Below are 21,673 nucleotides of genomic sequence, written 5' to 3'. Positions count from 1 at the left end.
CTTTTAACAATCGTGTTTAGCGGGCAATGCCACGGCTAGAGTTTTTAATAAACTCAGCAAACAAGGTTAACTCTGGCATATCATCGGCTAATGCGGCAACTTTTTCTAAAGCTTCGTTAACGTTTAAACCTTTACGATAAACTTCTTTATAGGCTCGTTTGATCGTTAAAATAACCTCTTTGTCAAAACCTCGGCGTTTTAACCCTTCTGAGTTTAAACCAAAAGGAGAAGCCGGTTGACCAGACACCATCAAATAAGGCGGTATATCTTTTAAAATCAGCGAATTTGCCGCAACAAAGCTGTGCGCGCCAATATGACAAAACTGATGAACGCCTGTCATACCACCTAAAATAGCGTAATCACCTACATGAACATGGCCAGCAATAGAGGCATTATTTGCAAGAATACAGTGACTGCCAACAATACAATCATGGGCAACATGGGTATACGCCATAAACAAATTATTACTGCCTATTTGCGTTAGGCTGTTATCTTGAATCGTGCCGCGATGGACTGTACAAGATTCACGAAAAACATTATTGTCACCAATAATCAATTCGGTTAACTCGCCGGCATACTTTAGATCCTGACAATCTTCACCAATACTGGCAAATTGAAAGAATTTGTTGCCTTCGCCAATTTTTGTTGGGCCTTTAATGACAACATGAGAATTAATCACACAGTTGTCACCAATAACGACATCTTTAGAAATATAACTCCAAGGGCCAATACTAACATTTTTGCCAATGCTAGCGCCTTCTTCGATAATCGCCTGAGGGTGAATTAAGCTCTGCTTATTGGAAGTCACCATTTATACCACTCTTCTTGCACACATAAGTTCAGCGCAGCAAACAACTTTACCTTCAACCCTAGCTTCGCCATAAAATTTCCACATACCACGACGCTCTTTTAAGAACTCGACATGCAAATGCATAGTATCGCCTGGCACAACAGACTTTTTAAATTTTGCCTTGTCAATTGAAGCAAATAAGTACATTTCATTTTTATCTCTGCCATCTGTACTTTTAAAGCCTAAAAGCCCAGTTGCTTGTGCTAAAGCTTCGAGGATCATCACACCAGGAAAAATAGGGAGATCAGGGAAATGGCCATTAAACACAGGTTCGTTAATACTAACATTCTTAATAGCATGCAATGTTTTCATTGGCTGATAATCTAAAACGCGATCGACCAAAAGCATGGGGTAACGATGTGGCAGTAATGCTTTTATTTCTGCAATTTCAATGGTGTTTTTTGGTAATTCCAACGGACTATTCCTTTTCAATAATATTGTTTAAGTGCTCGATGTCATGCTCTGCACTCTTAATGCGCTTAAGTATACTTTCTAATTTGCGAATTCTGGCATTATTTTTATTCCATTCTTTATTTGGTTGGCACGGCATGCCCGAAGAATAAACACCGGATTCATTAATATCTTTGGTCACCATGGTCATGCCGGTAAAAACACAACCATCAGCAACTTCAATATGACCATTAATACCAACAAGGCCCGCTATCACACAATTTTTGCCAATAACGGTACTGCCTGCAATAACACTACAAGCTGCCATCGCGGTATTTTCACCAATAACAACATTATGAGCAATTTGAATTTGATTATCTAAAATAACACCATCTTTAATCACTGTATTTTCTAGCGCGCCACGATCGATAGTCGTGCTGGCACCAATTTCGACTTTGTTACCAATAATAACGCTTCCCAGCTGAGGTATTTTCAACCATTTACCTTGGTCATTTGCATAACCAAAGCCATCAGAGCCAATAACCGTATTCGCTTGAATTAGACAATCTTGGCCAATTTCAACACGATGATAAATGCTAACATTGGACCATAATTTAGTACTTGCGCCGATTTTTGCTTGAACACCAATAAAACAGCCCGCACCAATGGTAACATTATCACTAATAACTACGCCCTGCTCTATCACAGTATTAGCGCCGATGGCGACATTATCACCTAAAGTAACATCCGCTGAAATTTGAGCCGAGGGATGAATACTGTTAGCCGGTTTTGGAGTGGTATCAAGTAATTGTGCGGTAAGTGCATAACCCAAATAGGGGTTATTCATCACTAGCGCATGGGTATTACAGTCATTAAGGTGTTGAGAAGAAATAATAACCGCACCAGCTTTAGTATCAGCAAGCTGTTGGCTGTATTTTTTATTGGCTAAAAATGCAATTTGTTGTGCATTAGCTGTTGATAATGTGGCAAGTGAATGAATGATATATGTTTCATCACCATGAACCTCAGCACCAATTTTTTCAGCTAGCTGTTTGAGAGTATAAGACATAAACACTTAATATTTTTATGGATGCTCAATGAGCATAACTGGAAAAGACGCTAAAACCAATATGATTTTATTAGGCTAGAAAAAAAACTTGCAACTAATATTATTAATAATAGTTGCAAGTTTTATAACGGTAAGGCTTAAATTAACCTTATATCTACTACTTAGCGGTAGACTTAGTTAAGTTTACTAACCTGTTCAACAACCTTATTAGTGATCATTGCATCTGGCTTAGCAAAAATAACGGCTTGCTGTTCTAAAACAAGGTCATATTTGTCTTTTGCAGCAATGCTGTCGATAGCTTGACGAACCAAGGCTATAATTTTGTTTGTTTCTTCGTTCTTACGCAAGCCAGTTGCTTGTTGGAACGCTTTACCTTTAGCTTGGTAATCTTGATATAATGTTGCGATTTGAGTATCAAGTTCTTCGATATCTTTAGCGCTCATTAATGAACCGTCGCGCTGTTTCTTTTCTTGGTAGTACTTAATGTCTTTTTCTAACTGAGCTAAAATAGCTTTATCATCTTTAAACTCAGCTTCTAGTACCTGCATTACTGCCGTTGTTTGTGGGATTTTACTCATCACTTCTTGGAAATTAACCACGGCGATTTTTTGATCAGCAGCCATTACAGAGCTTGCTAATAACAACGTTGACGCTACTGCAGAGCAAGTAACTGTTTTAATGAATTTTTTCAATTTTATCTCCAAAATATTATTACTTCACAACTTTGATATAAGTTGCATTAATTTTTATAATTGTCATGTAATAGCTATGGGGGCTAACTATAAGAATTAAACCCCCTTAGTAAATTTATACGCACTATGCCTGAAAGTTCTCTTTATTAAAATGTTTTACCTATATTAAAACTAAAGAACTCTTTATCATCGTCTTTTTCTGATTTTAGTGCTTTCGCGAAACTAAAGATCATTGGGCCCATAGGAGATAACCACTGCACTGATAAACCGGCAGAGCTTCTATAACGACCAACATCTGAATAATCATCAATCTTTTCAAATTCAGAGGTTACTAAATCGTTGTAGTCTTCTAAGTTGAACTCTGTATCCCAAACATTACCAACATCGACAAAAAAGCTGGTACGAACACTGTTCGAGAAACCTTCATCAAGTAATGGTGTTGGTACAATAAGTTCGATACCCGCGACAATAATGGCATTACCACCAACAGAACGCTGTGAGACGTTAATAAAATCGTGATCTTGCCCTAAACAACAACTACTTCCACCCTCGACCGGATCAGGAGTACCTGTGATTTGTGTTGGATAGCGAAATACCGCACGTGGGCCAACAATGTTATTTTCAAAGCCACGTAATGTATCAGAACCGCCCGCTCTAAAGTTTTCCCAGAAAGGCAATATCTGGTCATTACCATCTATGGTGCCATAACCATTACCGTAACCGGCGTTTAAACGTGCTAGCACTGTCCAACGTTGATCTTGTGTTAATGGGAAGTACCATTTAGTGTCTAAGTTAATTTTAAAATAATCAACATCTGAATTTGGCGTTGTCATTTTATAAGTCAAACTTTGACTTGAGCCGTCTGTTGGAAAGGTACCACGGTTTAATGTCGTGCGAGATATAGCCATCGATAAATCGAAACTTTCAAATTCTAAACCACCATCAGGATTATTAGGATCAGAATATATCTCGTAAAATTGTTGAATTTGTTCATAAGTTTGTAAACGTGTAATACCGTTACTTTTGTAACCTACGCCAAAGTTTAAACGAACATATTCATTAATAGGAAAGCCTAAGTTAAGCCCAACACCATAAGTTCTATTGTTGTATTCAACTAAGTTCGCATTACCCGCATTAAACTCGCTGTAATATATTTGCCCGCCTAAAGAAACAGCATCTACAGTAAAGTATGGGTCGGTATAAGAAATACTCGCACTTTGCTGATAACTCATAGTATTAACATTAAATGCCAAGCGGTTACCCGTTCCTAAAAAGTTGTTTTGCTGTATACCTGCACTTAAACTTAAATTAGTCGTAGAACCATAACCAATACCGGCAGTAAAAGACCCTGAGGGTTGCTCTTTAACCGTAAAGTCAATATCAACTAAGTCATCATCACCTGGTAACTGTTTAGTTTCGTATTCAACATCTTCCAAATAAGGTAAACGCTGTAGCCATGCTTTTGAACTTTCGGCAGCATTATTCGATAACCAAGCACCTTCCATTTGACGCATTTCACGGCGTAGTACTTTATCGGCAGTAACATTATTACCTTCGAAGTTAATACGGTTAACGTAAACACGTTTGCCAGGGTCAATAGAAATAGTCAGTTTAACCGTTTTTTCTTCTTCATTAATTTCAGGAATAACGGTTACTTTCGGGTAAGCATAACCATAACGGCCTAGATAACGGCTGATAGTTTCTTCGGTATACGTTACCTCTGCACCATTATAAAGTTTACCTGGACGTAATGGGTTAATAGCTCGGATCGTACGTTCAAACCCAACCATATCACCAATAAAATCTATTTCACTGACTTTAAATTGTTCACCTTCAGTGATATTCAAGGCAATATAAACCGCTTTTTTATCAGGGGTCATTGACACCTGAGTCGAGTCTACTTTGTATTGCAGATAACCACGGTCTAAATAGTAACTTTTAATCGTTTCTATATCACCTTGTAAGGTTTGTTTTTGATAGCGGTCTTGCGCCATAAAATCCCACCAAGGAGAATCAAAGGTAAGTTCTATGCGTTCAAGAAGCTCAACATCAGAAAATATCTCGTTACCAACGACGTTAATCTGCTCTATAGCTGCAGCATCGCCTTCGGTGAAAACAAAATTTATGTCAACACGGTTACGAGGCAAGTGAATAATTTCAGCTTTTACATCGGCATTATATTTACCAATACTGTGGTAGAAATCTTCTAAGCCTACCTCAATACCGGAAATTATAGTCATGTCGAGTGTTTCACCGACTCGAATATTACTGCCGTCAAGACTCTCAGTTAGTTGCTCTGCTTTTAAGTCTTTATTGCCATCGAAGGTGATTTCACTGATCGTTGAACGCTCATGAACACGATAGATAACTCTATTACCTTCACGATAAACGACAACATCATTAAAATGTCCTGACTTGTAGAGAGACTTTATCGACTGAGAAATACGGAATTCATTGAGCGTATCTCCCGTATTAAAAGGGATATGAGTCAAAGCAGCGCCGAGTGCGACACGCTGTAACCCTTTTACTTCAATATCTTCTACTTGAAATTCTTCAGAGGCTTGTGCTGTTGTACCTAAGGCACCTAATAATACCGCAAGGGCAATTTTTTTAATTATCATAAATGCTAACTTTTATTACTTCTTTTGTTATAACCGCGAAAAATCGTTAAATAATGCGATACTCATTAAGCCTAAGAGGGCTAGTGTACCAAACTTAAAACCTATTTCTTGTATTTTTTCTGATACGGGTTTACCTGTGACAATTTCCACAAGATAATAAAATAAATGCCCGCCATCAAGCACTGGTAAAGGTAATAAATTTATAATACCTAAGTTAATGCTAATTAAAGCCAGAAAACCTAGGAAATATACCAAACCATATTGTGCACTACTTCCTGCTCCTTGTGCGATAGAAATAGGCCCACTTAAGTTCTTAACAGAAATATCACCCGTCAAGAGCTTGCCTATCATGTCAAAACTCAATACTACTAAGTTCCAACTACGCTGTAAGCTTTGTCCTAAAGCATCAACAACGCCGTAACGTAACTCAAATAAATATTCTTTTGGGTAAGAGTCAGATTTTGGAACCACACCCAAATAACCTATTTTCTTACCCGCACGTTCAATTAAAGCCGGTGTTACCATTATCTCTTTGTTTTCACCAAGTCTTTCGACGACTAAAATAACGTTTTGTTCCGGAAGTTGACTAATATTTTTTGAAAACATCGCCCAACTGCCATTAATACTTTCGTTATTGATGCTAATTAACTTGTCATCAACTTTTAGACCGGCCTTATCTGCAACACTACCTTCTTCAATAAAAGCTAGCTCAGCATAAACAGCGGCTCTATAAGGAGCAATACCTAAACTACTAATGGCTGATTCTTTATCGGGTGAAAAAGACCAGTTAGCCGCATCCAAATTATAAGTTTTCGGTGAAGCACTACCTTGTTCTTTTGTTTTTATAGTAAAAGCGCTCTCACCTATTTGCGAGACTAACGCTAGATTGACATCTTGCCAATCTAAGGTCTTTTGACCGGCAACTTCAATGATTTCACTGTTACTGGTAAGATTCGCCCGCTGCGCTATAGATTCTGGCATTATTTCACCAACAATCGGTTTTACACTCGGCACACCAATTAGAAACATCAGATAAAAAGCAAAAATAGCAAAAGCAAAGTTTGCTAGAGGCCCAGCAGCAATTATCGCTATACGCTGATAAACCGTTTTATTATTAAAAGTTTTATCAATATCTTCGGGTTTGACCTCATCAACGCGGCCATCAAGCATTTTAACGTAACCACCCAATGGAATTAAGGCGATAACAAACTCTGTACCTTCTTTATTAACTTTTCGCCATAATACTTTGCCAAAGCCAATTGAAAAACGCTCTACTTGCACGCCGTTTCTGCGGGCAACCCAATAATGGCCGTATTCATGCACCGTAATCAAAATACCTAAAGCGACAACAAAAGAGGCTAAATTCCAAAAAAAATCAAACAACTATAGATTACCTTTTTCGTTAACTTCATTAATCGCCACATCATTGACTACAAAGCAGCCACTGGCAATTAAATTACGTGAAAATTCTCTAGCACTTGCATCAAGCGCAACGACATCATCAATTGATGCCACCCTTTCTGAGACAAATTTATTCACAGAAGTTTCATTTATTTTTGCAATATCAGTAAATTTTATTTTTTCGTTCAAAAAAGCATCAACGGCAATTTCATTAGCGGCATTTAAGGCTGTACATGCACCTTGGCCACTTTTACAAGCCGCTATGGCTAATTTTAAATTAGGATACTTTTGATAATCGACATCTTCAAATTCAAATGATGGCGTATTGAAAAAATCTAAGGGTGCGACACCTGAATCAATTCTCTGCGGATAAGCCAAGGCATGAGCAATGGGGGTACGCATATCAGGATTACCCATTTGAGCTATCACGCTACCGTCTTTATATTGCACCATTGAATGAATGGTACTTTGCGGATGTAAAACAACGTGGATATCGTCAGGGTCGATATTAAATAACCATTTTGCTTCAATAAATTCTAGACCTTTATTCATCATGGTCGCAGAGTCTACAGAAATTTTACGGCCCATTTCCCAATTAGGGTGGGCACACGCTTGTGCTGGGGTTACTTCTGCTAACTGTTCGACTGAAAAAGTTCTAAACGGACCACCTGAGCCGGTCAGTAATATTTTACTGACGCCATTACTTGCTAAGTCGCATCGACCTGGCTTAGCTTGTACATTAGCGGGTAAACACTGGAAAATAGCATTGTGTTCACTGTCTATCGGCAATAATTCTGCACCATACTTTTCAACCGCATCTATAAACAAAGCGCCTGAAGTCACTAAAGCTTCTTTATTTGCTAACAGTACTCTTTTACCCGACTTAACTGCAGCCATAGTAGACAAAAGACCTGACGCTCCAACAATAGCAGCCATAACAGTATCTGAGGTATCAGCTTGAGCAATATCAATTAAGCCTTGTCCGCCACTGAGTACTTCAATATTTTGTAAACCGTTTTGGTCGAGTTTTACTTTTAAAGCTTGTGCCGCATGCTCGGCCACCATAACGACAGTGCTCGGTTTAAATTCCAGACACTGCGCCAACATTTCATCAACCCGGGTATTCGCCGATAAAGACTCAACAGAAAATAACGTGGGATGAAGTCTAACAACCTCTAAGGTGCTAACACCTATCGATCCTGTTGAACCTAAAATACAAAGTTTACGCATCGTTTATATCAACCTACTGCCAGCCTAATAAGGCATAACATAATGCATAAATCGGCGCAGTAGCCGTTAAACTATCAATTCTGTCCAAGATACCGCCATGACCAGGTAAGATTGCGCCACTGTCTTTTATGCCTGCTTGTCGTTTAAACATACTTTCATTTAAATCACCTAGCACTGACACTGTTGTGATGATAGCGGTGACAATTAACGCTAACGTAAATTGATGTTGCTGCCATCCGAGCGAGTAACCGGCAATACTGATAAAGATACAGGCACAAACAACACCACCAATAAAGCCTTCGAGGGTTTTGCCTGGACTGACATTGGGTAAGAGTTTACGTTTACCGATAGATTTACCGACAAAATAAGCACCTACATCAGCACTCCACACCATTAAGAATAAAAACATAATCAGCTGAGCGCCATTATACGGATCTTGGTTGTAATCATTACTGCGCAGCACCATAAAAGCGAGCCAAGTAGGAATAAGCGTTAACCAGCCAAATACACCACGAATCGAGCGATGGCTTGACCAAAACTTACTGTAGCGAGGATAAAGAAAGGTTAGCGTTGCTGATAGCACCCACCAAGCAACAGCAATCCATAATACCAGCGACACACCTGAATGGAGCTGCCCATCATTAGACCAGAGTTGTAACAATGGTAGTGCGTACCAAAGCACAGATATAAGAATAATCGTCGCACAAACAAAAGCAAGACGACGGCGTTTATTGGCAAAGCCCATTAAAGGCCCCCACTCCCATGCACCAATAGCCATAACAGCCATAAACAAAGCCGCAAATTGATCTAGAGGTAAATAGAAAATGGCGAAAATAGTTAAAGGCGCTAAGATAACAGCGGTAATAATACGTTGTTTTAACAAATGGAAACCCTTATAAATGCTATTTAATTTTATCGTTATTATTGTTTTTAATTTATAGTCTTAAATTTTTATTTGTTCACCTGTTTGACCAAAACGTCGTTCTCTTTGGTCAAAGCATCCCATTGCGTTAATGAGCGCTTGTTCATCAAAATCAGGCCATAGTGTTTCTGTAAAATAAAATTCTGCGTAAGCTGCTTGCCATAGCAAAAAATTACTTATGCGAAAATCACCACCGGTACGAATAAGTAAATCAAGTTCAGGTAAGTTAGCTAAACAAGTATATTGATGGAGTGTTTCTTCGGTTATATCATCAACAGACATGGTGTTATTGGATACTTTTTCAGCTAAAACTTTAGCGGCATTAGCTATGTCCCAACGTCCGCCATAGTTAGCTGCAACAGACAATACCATACCTTTATTGTTTGCGGTTAAATCTTCTGAAACTTTTATTTTTTTTTGTAAATTTTCTGAAAAACGTGAAACATCGCCAATCACTTGGAAGCGCACATCATTTTTATGAAGCTTTTTCACTTCTCGTGTTAGCACAAACATGAATAAATCCATCAATACGCTAACTTCTTGTTCTGGACGTTGCCAATTTTCACTACTAAAGGCAAAAAGTGTTAATGCTTTCACCCCGTATTTTATCGCAGTACTCACTGATGTTCGAACTGATTCAACACCTGATTTATGACCTGCAACCCGTGTTTTTCCACGTTGTTGTGCCCAGCGTCCATTACCATCCATTATAATGGCAACGTGTTGCGGCACTTTGATTAAAGTATCTGTTATTGCTTCAGTCATAATCGTTCCGTCATACTAATCAAGCTAGATTCAAATTTTCTGTAAAAAAAACCGTAGTGATCATTTAATAACTACGGTTTATATTATCGGTTAAAGAAGTTATATTTCCATTAACTCTTTTTCTTTAATAGATAAGATATCATCAACCTGTTTTACATAAGTATCGGTTAATTTTTGAATATCATCTTCAGACTGATGCATTTCATCATCATTAATTTCTTTTTCTTTATTCAATGATTTTACATCTGAATTAGCATCGCGGCGAATATTTCGAATAGCGACCTTGCCATTTTCAGCTTCATTTTTAACCACTTTAACAAGATCTTTACGACGCTCTTCTGTTAAAGGTGGTAAAGGAATACGAATAAGTGTTCCTTGAGATGATGGGTTCAAGCCCAAATCAGATTTCAAAATTGCTTTTTCTACCGCGCCGATCATGCCTTTATCAAAGACAGTAATCGCTAAAGTACGCGCATCAGGTGTAGCAATGTTGCCCACTTGACTTAATGGTGTTTCCATACCGTAATAATCAACAACAATATTATCAAGTAAAGAACGATGTGCTCGCCCCGTTCTTACTTTGTTTAAATTGCTTTTTAATGATTCGATACTTTTACTCATACGGTCTTGAGCATCTTGTTTTATTTCATTTATCACGTTGAATTTCCTTTAAATCAAAAATTAAACTAAATTTTCTGAATGGTCGATAGTTGTACCTTCATTACCGCCCATTACCACTGCTTTTAGTGCACCTGGCTTATTCATATTAAAAACACGAATAGTCATATTGTGATCACGCGCGAGCGTAAATGCGGCTAAATCCATTACTTTGAGTTCTTTTTCTAATACTTCGTTATAACTTAATTGGCTATATAAGGTAGCATCAGGGTTTTTAACAGGGTCATCTGAGTAGATGCCATCTACCTTAGTCGCTTTTAAAACCACATCAGCTTCAATCTCAATGCCGCGTAAACAGGCTGCTGAATCTGTGGTAAAGAAAGGATTACCGGTACCGGCACTGAAAATAACAACACGGCCAGATTTTAATAAACTGATGCCTTCAGCCCAGTTATAACGGTCACAAACACCTGCCAAGTCAATAGCAGACATTAATTTAGCATTAACAAAAGCGCGATGTAAGGCATCACGCATCGCAAGACCGTTCATTACGGTTGCTAACATACCCATTTGGTCACCAACAACGCGGTTCATTCCTGCTTCTGCAAGACCAGCGCCACGGAACAAATTACCGCCGCCAATAACTAAACCCACTTGGATGCCCATTTCAATCAGTTCTTTAATTTCTTGAGCCATACGATCCAAAACTTTAGGGTCGATACCGAAACCCTCTTCACCCATTAAGGCTTCACCACTAAGTTTTAATAAAATTCGACGATATATTGGTTTTGGACTGATGCTCATAAAAAACATTCCTGTATTTTGTCTATAAATAGGCGAAAAAAATAGCCGTGATCAATTTGACCGCGGCTATTTTAATACGTTTAGCTGACTATCGAAAGTCTAAACTGAAAAAAGAACTGTTTTACTGAATTAAATGCTTAAAAATTAAGCTTTTGATGCAGCAATTTGTGCTTCAACTTCAGCAGCAAAATCTTCTTCTTTCTTAGCAATGCCTTCACCAACTTCTAAACGAACAAAGTTAGAAACCGTAATGCCTTTCTCTTTAAGAACAACACCAACAGTTTTCTTAGGTTCCATGATGAATGCTTGACCTGTCAAAGAAATTTCACCGGTAAATTTCTTCATACGACCTATGATGATCTTTTCAAGTAATTCAACAGGTTTTTTCTTTTTATCATCAAGAGCATCGTTTTCAGCTTTTAAGATATCTAGTTGAATACGTTGTTCATTTTCTACAACACTATCAGCAACATCTTCAGGTGTTAAAAATTCAGGCTTACTTGCAGCAACGTGCATAGCAATGTGCTTTAATGATTCAGCATCGCCTTCACCAGCAACAACAACACCAATACTAGCGCCATGGCTGTATGAAGCTAATGCAGCACCTTCAACGTATGAAACGCGACGGATATTGATGTTTTCACCAATTTTAGTCACAAGCGTAATACGCTTTTCTTCGAATTGAGCTTGTAACTCTTCGATTGTCGCTTTTGATGCTAAAGCAGCGTCTGCAACTTCGTTAGCAAAACCTAAGAAGTTAGAATCTTTTGCAACAAAATCAGTCTGACAGTTAACTTCAAGAAGTGCAGCAACGCCATCAGCGCTTTTAATTAAAATAGCACCTTCAGCAGCGATGTTACCGGCTTTTTTAGCCGCTTTTGCTTGACCGTTCTTACGCATATTTTCAATCGCAAGTTCCATGTCGCCTTCAGCTTCTTGTAAAGCTTTTTTACAATCCATCATGCCCGCAGCTGTGCGTTCACGAAGTTCTTTTACCATTGCAGCAGTAATTACCATGAGAGAATTCCTCAAATTTTGTTATCCCCTAAACTATTTAAAGCCGGGCATAAATATTAATATGTTGCCACAAGCGCTAACACGCTTGTGGCAATAGCAAAAAAGATTATGAAAAACTGAAATTATTCAGCTTCTACAAAACCGTCTTTTTCAGCTTGAACAACAATGTTCTTTTCACGACCAGCTAAAACTGCGTTAGCAGCAGAATCAGTGTATAAAGTCACAGCGCGAATTGCATCGTCGTTACCCGGGATAATGAAATCAATGTTATCTGGGTTTGAGTTTGTATCAACTACAGATATTACTGGAATACCTAAGTTTTTAGCTTCTTTAATAGAAATGTGTTCGTGATCAGCATCAATGATGAATAAAACGTCAGGTAAACCACCCATGTTTTTGATTCCACCAAGACTTTTGTCAAGTTTTTCCATTTCACGTGTACGCATCAAAGCTTCTTTTTTAGTAAGAGCTTCAAAAGTACCGTCAGAGCTTTGTGCTTCAAGATCTTTTAAACGCTTGATTGATTGACGAACTGTTTTCCAGTTAGTCAACATACCACCTAACCAACGGTGATTAACGTAAAACTGATCACATTTGATAGCAGCATCTTTAATTGCATCGCTTGCAGCGCGCTTAGTACCAACAAATAAAACTTTACCTTTTTTCGCAGAAACACCTGATAAGAAAGCAAGGGCTTCATTGAACATAGGAACAGTTTGTTCAAGGTTGATGATATGAACTTTATCGCGTGAACCAAAAATGTAAGTTTTCATTTTTGGGTTCCAGTAACGGGTTTTGTGACCGAAATGAACACCTGCTTTAAGCATATCGCGCATAGAAACGTTTGGCATGATTTTTCCTTTATTTGGTTTAGGGGGTTAAGCGTTCATACATTCAAATATACCTGACTCTTTATTGTTCGATTATTTGCTTATAATTAAGACAAATTCAAACTGAGCACCCCGACATATTCTTAATAAATGTATGTGAATTTATAATAAGTATTATTATTTTTAATAATACAAGTTTAAAAGCTAAACACTATCGATAACAACAAGTTAGTAATCGGATAACCGAAAACACTGAGTAATACTTAGATAAAATCTAAATAACTATGCTATTCAATCGACAAATTTAACGGCGCACTTTATACCATATTAATTTACCAAAGGCTAGAAATTAACAATTAAAGGTCAATATTTCTTAATTAATATAGTAATAATATTACTGGGATAATTTTACTGTACGCGCTAAAATTAGCGGTTCTATATTTTATTAAATTTTTGACTTAACACTACGGCGATATATGACCATGTCTACTGAACTCTTTTTTATTTATGACACACACTGCCCTTGGAGCTTTGCGACAACTTCTTTAGTTAAAGAAATTGCTGATGCTTATCCAAATATCACTTTAAATTTATGGCACAGTGCTCACTATGAAGGAGATGAGAAAGTCAGCCGAAAAACTATTGATGCCGTTGAAGATGACGCTAACATTGAATTTAGTCACGAATATGTGAAGACACTTAACGTAGAGAAAGACTCAACATTAAGTGCTAATTTAATAGGATGGGTCAGTCAAAAAGTGCCTCACTTAACTTTAGAGCTTATTACCGCTATCCAAAAACAGCATTTTGAACAAGGCACAGCGTTTACGCACGAAAGTGATTTTCAGCCTATCATTGATGAACTTAAGCTATCACCGCCTGCAAAAGTATTTAAAGAAGGTAAAATAGCTAAGGAAGCCGAATTTGTTTTACAAGAAATTTATGACTTTCAAGAGTATATTGGTACAAAAGCGATCCCCGCATTACTAATTGCTCATAATGAAAACCTAACCTTACTCAATCATAACTTATATTTACAAAACCCTAGTGCAATAATAGAAGCTGTTGAGCTTGAACTTGCAAAAAACTAGACCAATAGACAATAACGACACTTTTAGGCAAAATAACAACCGTAGCCTTTACACTAAACAGACAATAGAGGAATAAATGGGTATTACAATTAAAACTCAGCAAGAAATAGAAAAAATGCGTATAGCAGGAAAACTTGCCGCCGACGTATTAGAGATGATCACACCTTATGTAAAAGCGGGTGTGACAACCAATGAGTTAAATACCCTATGCGCTGACTATACTGACAAAGTGCAAGATGCCATTTCAGCGCCATTAAATTATCATGGCTTTCCTAAATCAATTTGTACCTCAGTTAATCACGTGGTGTGTCATGGTATTCCTAACGACGTGCCATTAGTTGATGGCGACATCGTTAATATGGACATCACTGTTATTAAAGATGGCTATCACGGTGATACCAGTAAAATGTTTCTTATTGGCGAAGTAAGTCTTGAAGACAATCGTTTATGTCGTATCACCAGAGAAGCTTTGTACGTCGGATTGAAAAAAGTAAAACCTGGCAACACCTTTGGTGAGATTGGCACTGCTATTCAAAAGTTTTTAAAAAAATCAGGTCGTTACTCTATTGTAAAAGAATATTGTGGCCATGGTATTGGCAGCGTTTTTCATGAAGAACCACAGATCGTTCATTATAAAAATACCGACAAAGAAAAAATGCTTGAAGGTATGTGTTTTACTATCGAACCTATGGTTAACCTTGGTCGTGCTAATACACTACTAGATAAAGAAGATAATTGGACCGTTTACACCTTAGACGGCAAAAAGTCGGCACAATGGGAACATACACTTGTGGTTACTCGCACAGGCTGTGAAATTTTAACATTGCATAGCGATGATACGATTCCAAGACATCTACATAACTAGTTTTATTACTAGTTTTGTTAACAAAGTATAAGTTAGCGATAGTCGTTATTTGCTTTTTAATGGCTAAATAAAGCATGATGTCTATCGCCTTAACTTATTGAGTAAAATATTCAGCTATGCAAACTCTTTTTCCGATAGAATATAGTACCCCATTAGCCGTTAGCTCCCCTTTTATTTCTACTCAAGATATTTGTCAACTTAGCCGCGATTTTCAGCAATGGCAAAAAGATAAATTTCCTTATGTAGAGGTATCCATATTAGTATCAACGCGTTCAGAGTTTGTCGACAAAATTCTCCATAAACTTTGGTGCCAGCACAATTTAGATGAAGATCAAATTAGCTTACTTGCTGTTGGTGGTTATGGTCGAGGTGAATTACATCCTTATTCTGATGTCGATATATTATTACTGACTAAAGAAAAGATCAGTGATGCCTTATCCGAAAAAATATCTGCTTTTATTACTCAGCTATGGGATGTAAAGCTCGATATTGGTCACAGTGTCCGCAGTGTTAAAGAATGTGTAAAACAAGCAAAAAGCGACGTTACCATAGCGACAAACCTGATGGAAATGCGCCAAATTTGTGGCAACGAAGCCCTCACTCAGAATTTATACCCGTTATTGGCAAAAGATGGCTTTTGGACCTCAAAAAAATTCTTCTTGGCCAAACGCGAAGAACAATACGAACGCCACCAACAATACCATGGTGCTTCTTATACGCTAGAGCCCAATTTAAAAGCTAATCCGGGTGGCCTGCGAGACATTCAAACCATAGCTTGGGTTGCCAAACGACATTTTGTTGCCGACTCACTTGAAGAACTTGTTGCCCATCACTATTTAACACAAAACGAATTTTTTGAATTATTAGAGTGTCAAGACTACCTATGGCGGATGCGTGCCGCTTTGCACATTATTGCGGGTCGTAATGAAAACCGTTTACTCTTTGATTACCAAGGTGAAGTTGCCAGTTTAATGGGCTTTGGTGATGAAGGTAAATTTGCTATTGAACGCATGATGAAGCGATTTTTTCGTATTATTGGCCGTGTTGCTGAACTTAATAAAATGCTATTACAGCATTTTGAATATGCCATTATCAAAAAGAATCATCCGGTTGAAAAGATCCCCCTGACTAAAGATTTTATTATTATTGATGGCCAAATAAATGCAGTAAATGACAGAGTTTTTATGAGTTCAGTAAAAATTATGGAACTGTTTTTACTGGTTGCTCAAAATGAAAATATTACCGATTTACACCCTCAGACACTAAGATTATTAAGAAATGCCCGTAGACGTTTAATTTCAGGGCTGATGGATTACGCCGAATGTCGACGAATCTTCATCGAAATTATGAAGCATCCTAATGGCTTAGGATTAACCTTTAGCTTAATGCATCGCCATTCGATTATTGCCGCTTATTTACCACAATGGCGAAGTATTGTTGGGCAGATGCAGTTTGATTTATTTCATGCATATTCAGTTGATGAACATAGCTACCGCTTAATTAAAAATATTTACCGTTTTAGCCAACCTCAACACGACAATGATTATCCGCTTTGTAGCAAGATAATGCAGCGTATTCGTAAGCCAGAAGTATTATATATTGCAGGCATTTTTCACGATATTGCGAAAGGTCGTGGTGGTGACCATGCAAAGTTAGGTGCAGTTGATGCCTTAGAATTTAGCAAGGTTCACCCGATAAGTGATCACGATGGGCGCATGATAGCCTGGTTAGTCAAAAACCATTTAGTGATGTCGGTAACCGCACAACGTCGAGATATTGCTGATGAAGAAGTGATCAGAAATTTTGCTGCTATTGTCAGGGATGAAGCTCACTTAGATTATCTCTATTGTTTAACCGTTGCTGATATGCGTGCAACCAATGAAAGTTTATGGAATAGCTGGAAAGCAAATTTACTGCAAGAGCTTTATTTTAATACCAAAAGAGCCTTTCGCCGCGGACTCGAAAAACAAGTTGATTTACGTGCAAAAACACGAGAAAACCAAGAAAAAGCACTTGAACTGCTCAAAGATTACGAGTGCGATGCTAATCAAATTAGAACCTTTTGGAAAAAGCTTAAAGCCGAATATTTTTTACGTTATTCACCGGTACAAATTGCTTGGCATAGCCGTCATATAATAAAACATAGTATCGTAAAACCTTTAGTGTTGATCAGTCCTAAACCTTATCGAGGCGGTACTGAAATATTTATTTATACCAAAGCCTCAGCAAATATTTTTGCAAAAATGGTGACCTTACTCGACGCGCAGCGTTTATCGATTCATGATGCTAAAATAATTAGCAGTAAGAAAGGCTATACCTTAAATACGTTTGTGGTATTAGATCAAAAAAACAGAGCGATTACGGACAGCAGTCGGGCATTAGATATAGCAAACAAACTCACTAAATCATTAATGAAGCCACTGCCAAAAGTAAAAAACAAACCTGCTCCCGCTTATATTGATAACTTTAAAGTTCCTACTAAAGTGAGCTTTATCGAAACGGCAACCGATAAAACTACGGTATTAGAAATAATTGCGCTTGATCATCCCGGCCTATTAGCTAAATTTGCCAAAATTTTTCAAGAAAACAAACTAAATATTCACTCAGCAAAAATCACAACTTTTGGTGAAAAGATAGATGATGTTTTTACGGTTTCAAACACTGATAATTTAGCGTTAACACAAGAACAACAGCAAAAACTTTCAGCGATGCTATGTGAAAAACAATTTAGCATTTAACACTTTAGACCATAAATTTAAAAGAATAGGAATTACCATGTCAAACTTACAAAGCACCATAGAACAAGCTTTTGAAGATCGAATGAACATCACGCCAAAAACGGTTTCAACTGAAGTAAAGCAGGCGGTGTTAAACGCATTAGCCGCCTTAAATGATGGTTCAGCACGTGTTGCAGAAAAAGTAGCCGGTGAATGGGTTGTTCATCAGTGGCTAAAAAAAGCAGTTTTACTCTCTTTTAGAATTTGGGACAACGCAGTCATCGACGGCGCCGAAAGTACCTTTTTTGATAAAGTTCCGATGAAATATACTGATTACACACAAGCAGACTTTGAAGCTGACGGTGTTCGTGTCGTTCCTGGCGCATCTGTGCGCACGGGTAGTTTTATTGGTAAGAATGTAGTGGTTATGCCAAGCTTTGTTAATATCGGCGCTTATGTTGATGAAGGCTGTATGGTTGATGCATGGGCAACTGTCGGTTCATGTGCTCAAATTGGTAAGAATGTACACTTATCTGGTGGTGTTGGTATCGGTGGAGTTTTAGAGCCTTTACAAGCAGGACCAACCATTATTGAAGATAATTGCTTTATTGGTGCACGATCGGAAATTGTTGAAGGTGTAGTTGTTGAAGAAGGCGCTGTAATCTCTATGGGCGTTTACATTGGTCAAAGTACTCGCATTTTTGACCGTGAAACGGGTGAAATACATTATGGACGTGTGCCAGCAGGCTCAGTAGTCGTACCGGGCAACTTACCTTCTAAGTGTGGTACCTACAGTTTATACGCAGCGATAATCGTTAAAAAAGTCGATGCTAAAACACGTGCAAAAGTTGGTATTAATGCTTTACTTCGTTCGGTATCAGAAGAATAAAGCGATAAATTCTTTGTAAAAATAGCGGTGAATTTATAACCGCTATTTTTTTGACAGCTGAACAGTCTTTGCTATAGCTTGGCTGTCAAAGTTAATGATCTTTACAAAAACACCTGCTTTCATTAAATAAAAAAATTAAAAATTCTTTATAAATAACAGTTAATTAATTATCCTCACTTCATTTAGCTCAACTGATTTAACAATCAATAAAACACTTGGCATACCATTTGCCATCTAGAGGTATCACTTGTTTTATTATTGACTGATCATGAAAAATATTTTAACTTTGCTTGTTGTTCTTAGCGCTTTATTTCTGACGGCTTGTCGCTCGACCCCACAAGTAGCAATAGAAAAAAAACCATTGCTCTCTGACCATCATTTGATGATGTCATTGCTTCATCGTCCAGTAACGGAAGATCAGCAAATGATGTTAGCATTTGCTCAGCAACGCGAACGTTATAGTAATGATATTTTTGTTAATACTGTCAATATTAAAGGGCCAAAAATTAGCGACGATAATAGCCAACGAACCACACATGTTTATGCTGCTTTAATTGCTAGAGATGTAAATTCTATTCGTATTATTACCGCTGAATAAGCTAATTTAATGATTACGTTAAGGTCTTTATTATTTTAGTCTCCCAAGATAGTTCATCAAAAACCTCTAGCCATTGCTGATCAAATTCAGCTTCAATTGTCAGCTGTACGTTGGTAATAGGGTGAATAAATACCACTTTTTTAGCGATTAACATCAGCCGCTTAAAGCCAAAATGTTCAATAAAAAATGGATTTTGTTTATTATCCCCATAATTAATATCACCTAAAATAGGATGGCGTAAATGTGCTAAATGACGGCGAATTTGATGTCTTCTTCCCGTGGTAGGCAGTAATTTAATTAATGAATAACGCACACTATCAAATTTACCGACCTTAATAGATAAACTTGCAGTTAATAAAGACTCGTAGTGAGTAACAGCATCTTGCGGTGCTTTATCAAGGCTAACATTTTTATCACCTAATTTATCGAGCTTCTCTTTAAGGGGATAATCTATTTCGCCTGCCCCCAGTAAATGACCACGCGTCAAAGCAAAGTATGTTTTTTGAATTTTTTTATCAATAAACACTTGCCCCATTAATCGGGCTACTTCTTCGGTTAAACCAAATAATAGAACACCTGATGTCGGGCGATCTAATCGGTGAAGGGGATAAACATATTTACCCACTTGGTCACGCACCAATTGTAAGGCAAAATATATTTCATCTTTATCCATATAACTTCTATGAACAAAAAGTCCTGCTGGTTTGTCAACGGCAACAATGTAATCATCTTGATATAATATCGTTAAGATGGGTTTTTCATCAAAAGGCATGATTATCTCTAGGTTTCTTATCTGCTATGCAAAAAGCAAATAGTATTGATCTATTATTATCTCTATAATGCCAACATTATTCGATTATTATTTTATTTATTATTTAAGCTATGAATACTATTTCTTCTATTTCTGAATTATTAAAGCTTTCTGGCTCTCAATATCGGGTATTTGATATTGGCCGAAAAATAGATAAATTATCAAAAGATAGTTTTACTAAAATTGAAGCAAACCAGATCCCTTATCCATTCCCTTCTCAAGGCCATGCCTTTATAGCAATAGCTTTTTGGCAAAAGCAAAACGCTTCACCATATTTATGGTTTGTAAAGATACCTCTTGATGAGCGTGGTTTACTTAACTTAGCCGCAAGGGATCATTTTATAGCTATTATTATTGAAGCATTAGGTGCTGAACTTAGTACGGCGCCAAGCGAGCAACAAGAAGCCTTACTTAAAAGTAATCCTTATCATTTTACTCCGCCACAATACAAACTAGCCTATATGAACAGTTTAATTTCGCTAGAAACAAAAAATAATAGTAGCCAATATTTTTCAGGCGCATTAAGTTATTTATCGGGCGAAAATTCTTGGCAGGATTACCACAACGTAGGCGTGCAAGGCTTAAATGATTTTGCCGTACGTTTATCAGCTAAAGAAATACAAAAAATAATAGTCAACGCTCTTCCTCAATTACCTTCGCAGGTTCTTAAGCCATTATGTTCAGCATTAGAAAATGTTAAGTTATCAGTAGATATTATTGATAGACTCATTGCAGAATTTAAGCTGCGTGAGAGTGCAAAAGATGAAGACAGTAACGCTGAGCTGAGTTTTATATTACGAAGTTTATCATCAAGTTGTGAACACCCTCATGTGGTAATATTTATTAATACCCTGATTAAGCAAGCGTCGCCTGCACAAGGAATGTCTGAAGAAATAGCGATAGTGATTGCTGGAAGATGTTGGCAAGTTTTCACCAGTGAACCGCAAATCATGTCTTTTTTGGAGTTATTAGTAACTCAGCATGATATTGCCGTTTTCCAAGCTATTTTTAAAGATTTAGTGGCTATTCCTACTTTACGGCCATTAATATTTCAATGTATGAGAGCGCCAAACCGTAGCGATGAGTTAAGTAAAGCTATTGGTATGTTATTTCAACGCTAATGATAGAGAGCTAGAATGGAAAATATTTATTTATTACTGATTGTCTGTTTATTTTTGTGGTATTTCATTTACCTTAGAAAAGTTTCAGAATTCGCTTTACGCCACATAACAGCATATTGTGAAAAAGATGGTTTGCAGTTCATTTCGCTTTCGCGGCGATCAAGTCGCTTAACCTTTAGCAAAGCTTTAGGACCCCATTGGATCAGTATTTTTGATTTTGAGTTCAGCGGTGACGGTGAGTCAAGTTATCAAGGTCAAGCAACATTAAAGGGTTACAAATTAGAAAACACCCATGTTCCCATGTACAAAATATAAGTACTTACCAACGAGTGACCTAGCGACTAAAAGCTAAATAATAAACACAGACCGCCA

The 21,673-nt window shown here is 37.4% G+C and carries 21 protein-coding genes; 7 read left to right on the top strand and 14 right to left on the bottom strand.

Annotated features, from left to right (window positions below; translation table 11 throughout):
- Nucleotides 1-16: 16 nt before the first annotated feature.
- From lpxA to rpsB, 13 genes are all read right to left on the bottom strand, one after another.
- Complete coding sequence (gene lpxA / locus H4J56_RS04480) at nt 17-811, bottom strand: acyl-ACP--UDP-N-acetylglucosamine O-acyltransferase (RefSeq protein WP_182215653.1); 795 nt, start codon at nt 809-811, stop codon at nt 17-19.
- Entirely contained in the window at nt 812-1,264 is a 453-nt protein-coding gene (fabZ, locus tag H4J56_RS04475; protein ID WP_070374046.1) for a 3-hydroxyacyl-ACP dehydratase FabZ, read from the bottom strand.
- 4 nt (nt 1,265-1,268) lie between these two features.
- Nucleotides 1,269-2,309, bottom strand: coding sequence for a UDP-3-O-(3-hydroxymyristoyl)glucosamine N-acyltransferase (lpxD, locus tag H4J56_RS04470; protein ID WP_220465242.1), 1,041 nt, complete (start codon nt 2,307-2,309; stop codon nt 1,269-1,271).
- Nucleotides 2,310-2,482: 173 nt separating this feature from the next.
- Complete coding sequence (locus H4J56_RS04465) at nt 2,483-3,001, bottom strand: OmpH family outer membrane protein (protein WP_259364978.1); 519 nt, start codon at nt 2,999-3,001, stop codon at nt 2,483-2,485.
- A gap of 146 nt (nt 3,002-3,147) precedes the next feature.
- Nucleotides 3,148-5,622, bottom strand: coding sequence for an outer membrane protein assembly factor BamA (gene bamA, locus H4J56_RS04460; protein WP_182243469.1), 2,475 nt, complete (start codon nt 5,620-5,622; stop codon nt 3,148-3,150).
- 27 nt (nt 5,623-5,649) lie between these two features.
- Complete coding sequence (gene rseP / locus H4J56_RS04455; RefSeq protein ID WP_182244093.1) at nt 5,650-7,005, bottom strand: sigma E protease regulator RseP; 1,356 nt, start codon at nt 7,003-7,005, stop codon at nt 5,650-5,652.
- A complete protein-coding gene (ispC, locus tag H4J56_RS04450) occupies nt 7,006-8,253 on the bottom strand; it encodes a 1-deoxy-D-xylulose-5-phosphate reductoisomerase (RefSeq protein WP_182215646.1) in 1,248 nt (415 codons plus the stop codon). It lies immediately after the preceding gene.
- A gap of 13 nt (nt 8,254-8,266) precedes the next feature.
- Nucleotides 8,267-9,136 carry a phosphatidate cytidylyltransferase gene (locus H4J56_RS04445; RefSeq protein ID WP_182221573.1) on the bottom strand — a complete coding sequence of 290 codons (870 nt, stop codon included), beginning with the start codon at nt 9,134-9,136 and terminating at the stop codon, nt 8,267-8,269.
- Nucleotides 9,137-9,196: 60 nt separating this feature from the next.
- Nucleotides 9,197-9,940: a polyprenyl diphosphate synthase gene (gene uppS, locus H4J56_RS04440; RefSeq protein WP_182244092.1), complete on the bottom strand. Its 744-nt coding sequence runs from the start codon at nt 9,938-9,940 to the stop codon at nt 9,197-9,199.
- Nucleotides 9,941-10,039: 99 nt separating this feature from the next.
- Nucleotides 10,040-10,597: a ribosome recycling factor gene (frr, locus tag H4J56_RS04435; protein WP_070374054.1), complete on the bottom strand. Its 558-nt coding sequence runs from the start codon at nt 10,595-10,597 to the stop codon at nt 10,040-10,042.
- Between the two features lie 24 nt (nt 10,598-10,621).
- Nucleotides 10,622-11,362: a UMP kinase gene (gene pyrH, locus H4J56_RS04430; protein ID WP_070374055.1), complete on the bottom strand. Its 741-nt coding sequence runs from the start codon at nt 11,360-11,362 to the stop codon at nt 10,622-10,624.
- A gap of 144 nt (nt 11,363-11,506) precedes the next feature.
- Nucleotides 11,507-12,379: a translation elongation factor Ts gene (gene tsf / locus H4J56_RS04425; RefSeq protein ID WP_070374056.1), complete on the bottom strand. Its 873-nt coding sequence runs from the start codon at nt 12,377-12,379 to the stop codon at nt 11,507-11,509.
- Between the two features lie 122 nt (nt 12,380-12,501).
- Nucleotides 12,502-13,230, bottom strand: coding sequence for a 30S ribosomal protein S2 (rpsB, locus tag H4J56_RS04420; protein WP_070374057.1), 729 nt, complete (start codon nt 13,228-13,230; stop codon nt 12,502-12,504).
- 461 nt (nt 13,231-13,691) lie between these two features.
- On the opposite strand from rpsB, the gene H4J56_RS04415 reads away from it, so the two are divergent.
- From H4J56_RS04415 to H4J56_RS04395, 5 genes are all read left to right on the top strand, one after another.
- The gene (locus tag H4J56_RS04415; RefSeq protein ID WP_182215641.1) at nt 13,692-14,300 is read left to right on the top strand and encodes a hypothetical protein; all 609 of its coding nucleotides are present in this window, start codon (nt 13,692-13,694) and stop codon (nt 14,298-14,300) included.
- A gap of 76 nt (nt 14,301-14,376) precedes the next feature.
- The gene (gene map, locus H4J56_RS04410; RefSeq protein WP_182230101.1) at nt 14,377-15,165 is read left to right on the top strand and encodes a type I methionyl aminopeptidase; all 789 of its coding nucleotides are present in this window, start codon (nt 14,377-14,379) and stop codon (nt 15,163-15,165) included.
- 116 nt (nt 15,166-15,281) lie between these two features.
- On the top strand, nt 15,282-17,903 hold the full coding sequence (gene glnD, locus H4J56_RS04405) for a [protein-PII] uridylyltransferase (RefSeq protein WP_182215637.1): 2,622 nt from the start codon (nt 15,282-15,284) through the stop codon (nt 17,901-17,903).
- A 37-nt stretch (nt 17,904-17,940) separates the two neighbouring features.
- Nucleotides 17,941-18,771: a 2,3,4,5-tetrahydropyridine-2,6-dicarboxylate N-succinyltransferase gene (gene dapD / locus H4J56_RS04400; RefSeq protein WP_182215635.1), complete on the top strand. Its 831-nt coding sequence runs from the start codon at nt 17,941-17,943 to the stop codon at nt 18,769-18,771.
- Between the two features lie 268 nt (nt 18,772-19,039).
- The gene (locus H4J56_RS04395; RefSeq protein WP_182215633.1) at nt 19,040-19,369 is read left to right on the top strand and encodes a hypothetical protein; all 330 of its coding nucleotides are present in this window, start codon (nt 19,040-19,042) and stop codon (nt 19,367-19,369) included.
- 13 nt (nt 19,370-19,382) lie between these two features.
- Here H4J56_RS04395 and truC read toward each other — a convergent pair whose 3' ends face one another.
- On the bottom strand, nt 19,383-20,141 hold the full coding sequence (gene truC, locus H4J56_RS04390; protein ID WP_220465243.1) for a tRNA pseudouridine(65) synthase TruC: 759 nt from the start codon (nt 20,139-20,141) through the stop codon (nt 19,383-19,385).
- A gap of 110 nt (nt 20,142-20,251) precedes the next feature.
- Between truC and H4J56_RS04385 the strand changes: the two genes are divergently transcribed.
- Both H4J56_RS04385 and H4J56_RS04380 read left to right on the top strand, forming a co-directional pair.
- Complete coding sequence (locus tag H4J56_RS04385) at nt 20,252-21,301, top strand: DUF3549 family protein (RefSeq protein ID WP_182258933.1); 1,050 nt, start codon at nt 20,252-20,254, stop codon at nt 21,299-21,301.
- A gap of 15 nt (nt 21,302-21,316) precedes the next feature.
- The gene (locus H4J56_RS04380; RefSeq protein ID WP_070374063.1) at nt 21,317-21,616 is read left to right on the top strand and encodes a DUF3301 domain-containing protein; all 300 of its coding nucleotides are present in this window, start codon (nt 21,317-21,319) and stop codon (nt 21,614-21,616) included.
- Nucleotides 21,617-21,673: the final 57 nt, after the last annotated feature.

It is taken from the genome of Colwellia sp. BRX8-4, from assembly GCF_014077345.1.
Classification (GTDB): domain Bacteria; phylum Pseudomonadota; class Gammaproteobacteria; order Enterobacterales; family Alteromonadaceae; genus Colwellia_A.
Note: the sequence above shows the minus strand (reverse complement) of the source record. Positions and strands in the feature narration are given on the sequence as shown.

Bases quoted from the DNA above. Each gene is read 5' to 3' on its own strand.
- lpxD (WP_220465242.1), bottom strand. From the start codon at position 2,309: ATGTCTTATACTCTCAAACAGCTAGCTGAAAAAATTGGTGCTGAGGTT.
- pyrH (WP_070374055.1), bottom strand. From the start codon at position 11,362: ATGAGCATCAGTCCAAAACCAATATATCGTCGAATTTTATTAAAACTT.
- rpsB (WP_070374057.1), bottom strand. From the start codon at position 13,230: ATGCCAAACGTTTCTATGCGCGATATGCTTAAAGCAGGTGTTCATTTC.
- uppS (WP_182244092.1), bottom strand. From the start codon at position 9,940: ATGACTGAAGCAATAACAGATACTTTAATCAAAGTGCCGCAACACGTT.
- H4J56_RS04385 (WP_182258933.1), top strand. From the start codon at position 20,252: ATGAATACTATTTCTTCTATTTCTGAATTATTAAAGCTTTCTGGCTCT.
- glnD (WP_182215637.1), top strand. From the start codon at position 15,282: ATGCAAACTCTTTTTCCGATAGAATATAGTACCCCATTAGCCGTTAGC.
- map (WP_182230101.1), top strand. From the start codon at position 14,377: ATGGGTATTACAATTAAAACTCAGCAAGAAATAGAAAAAATGCGTATA.
- H4J56_RS04415 (WP_182215641.1), top strand. From the start codon at position 13,692: ATGTCTACTGAACTCTTTTTTATTTATGACACACACTGCCCTTGGAGC.
- truC (WP_220465243.1), bottom strand. From the start codon at position 20,141: ATGCCTTTTGATGAAAAACCCATCTTAACGATATTATATCAAGATGAT.
- bamA (WP_182243469.1), bottom strand. From the start codon at position 5,622: ATGATAATTAAAAAAATTGCCCTTGCGGTATTATTAGGTGCCTTAGGT.
- lpxA (WP_182215653.1), bottom strand. From the start codon at position 811: ATGGTGACTTCCAATAAGCAGAGCTTAATTCACCCTCAGGCGATTATC.
- H4J56_RS04380 (WP_070374063.1), top strand. From the start codon at position 21,317: ATGGAAAATATTTATTTATTACTGATTGTCTGTTTATTTTTGTGGTAT.
- tsf (WP_070374056.1), bottom strand. From the start codon at position 12,379: ATGGTAATTACTGCTGCAATGGTAAAAGAACTTCGTGAACGCACAGCT.
- H4J56_RS04395 (WP_182215633.1), top strand. From the start codon at position 19,040: ATGAAAAATATTTTAACTTTGCTTGTTGTTCTTAGCGCTTTATTTCTG.
- dapD (WP_182215635.1), top strand. From the start codon at position 17,941: ATGTCAAACTTACAAAGCACCATAGAACAAGCTTTTGAAGATCGAATG.
- ispC (WP_182215646.1), bottom strand. From the start codon at position 8,253: ATGCGTAAACTTTGTATTTTAGGTTCAACAGGATCGATAGGTGTTAGC.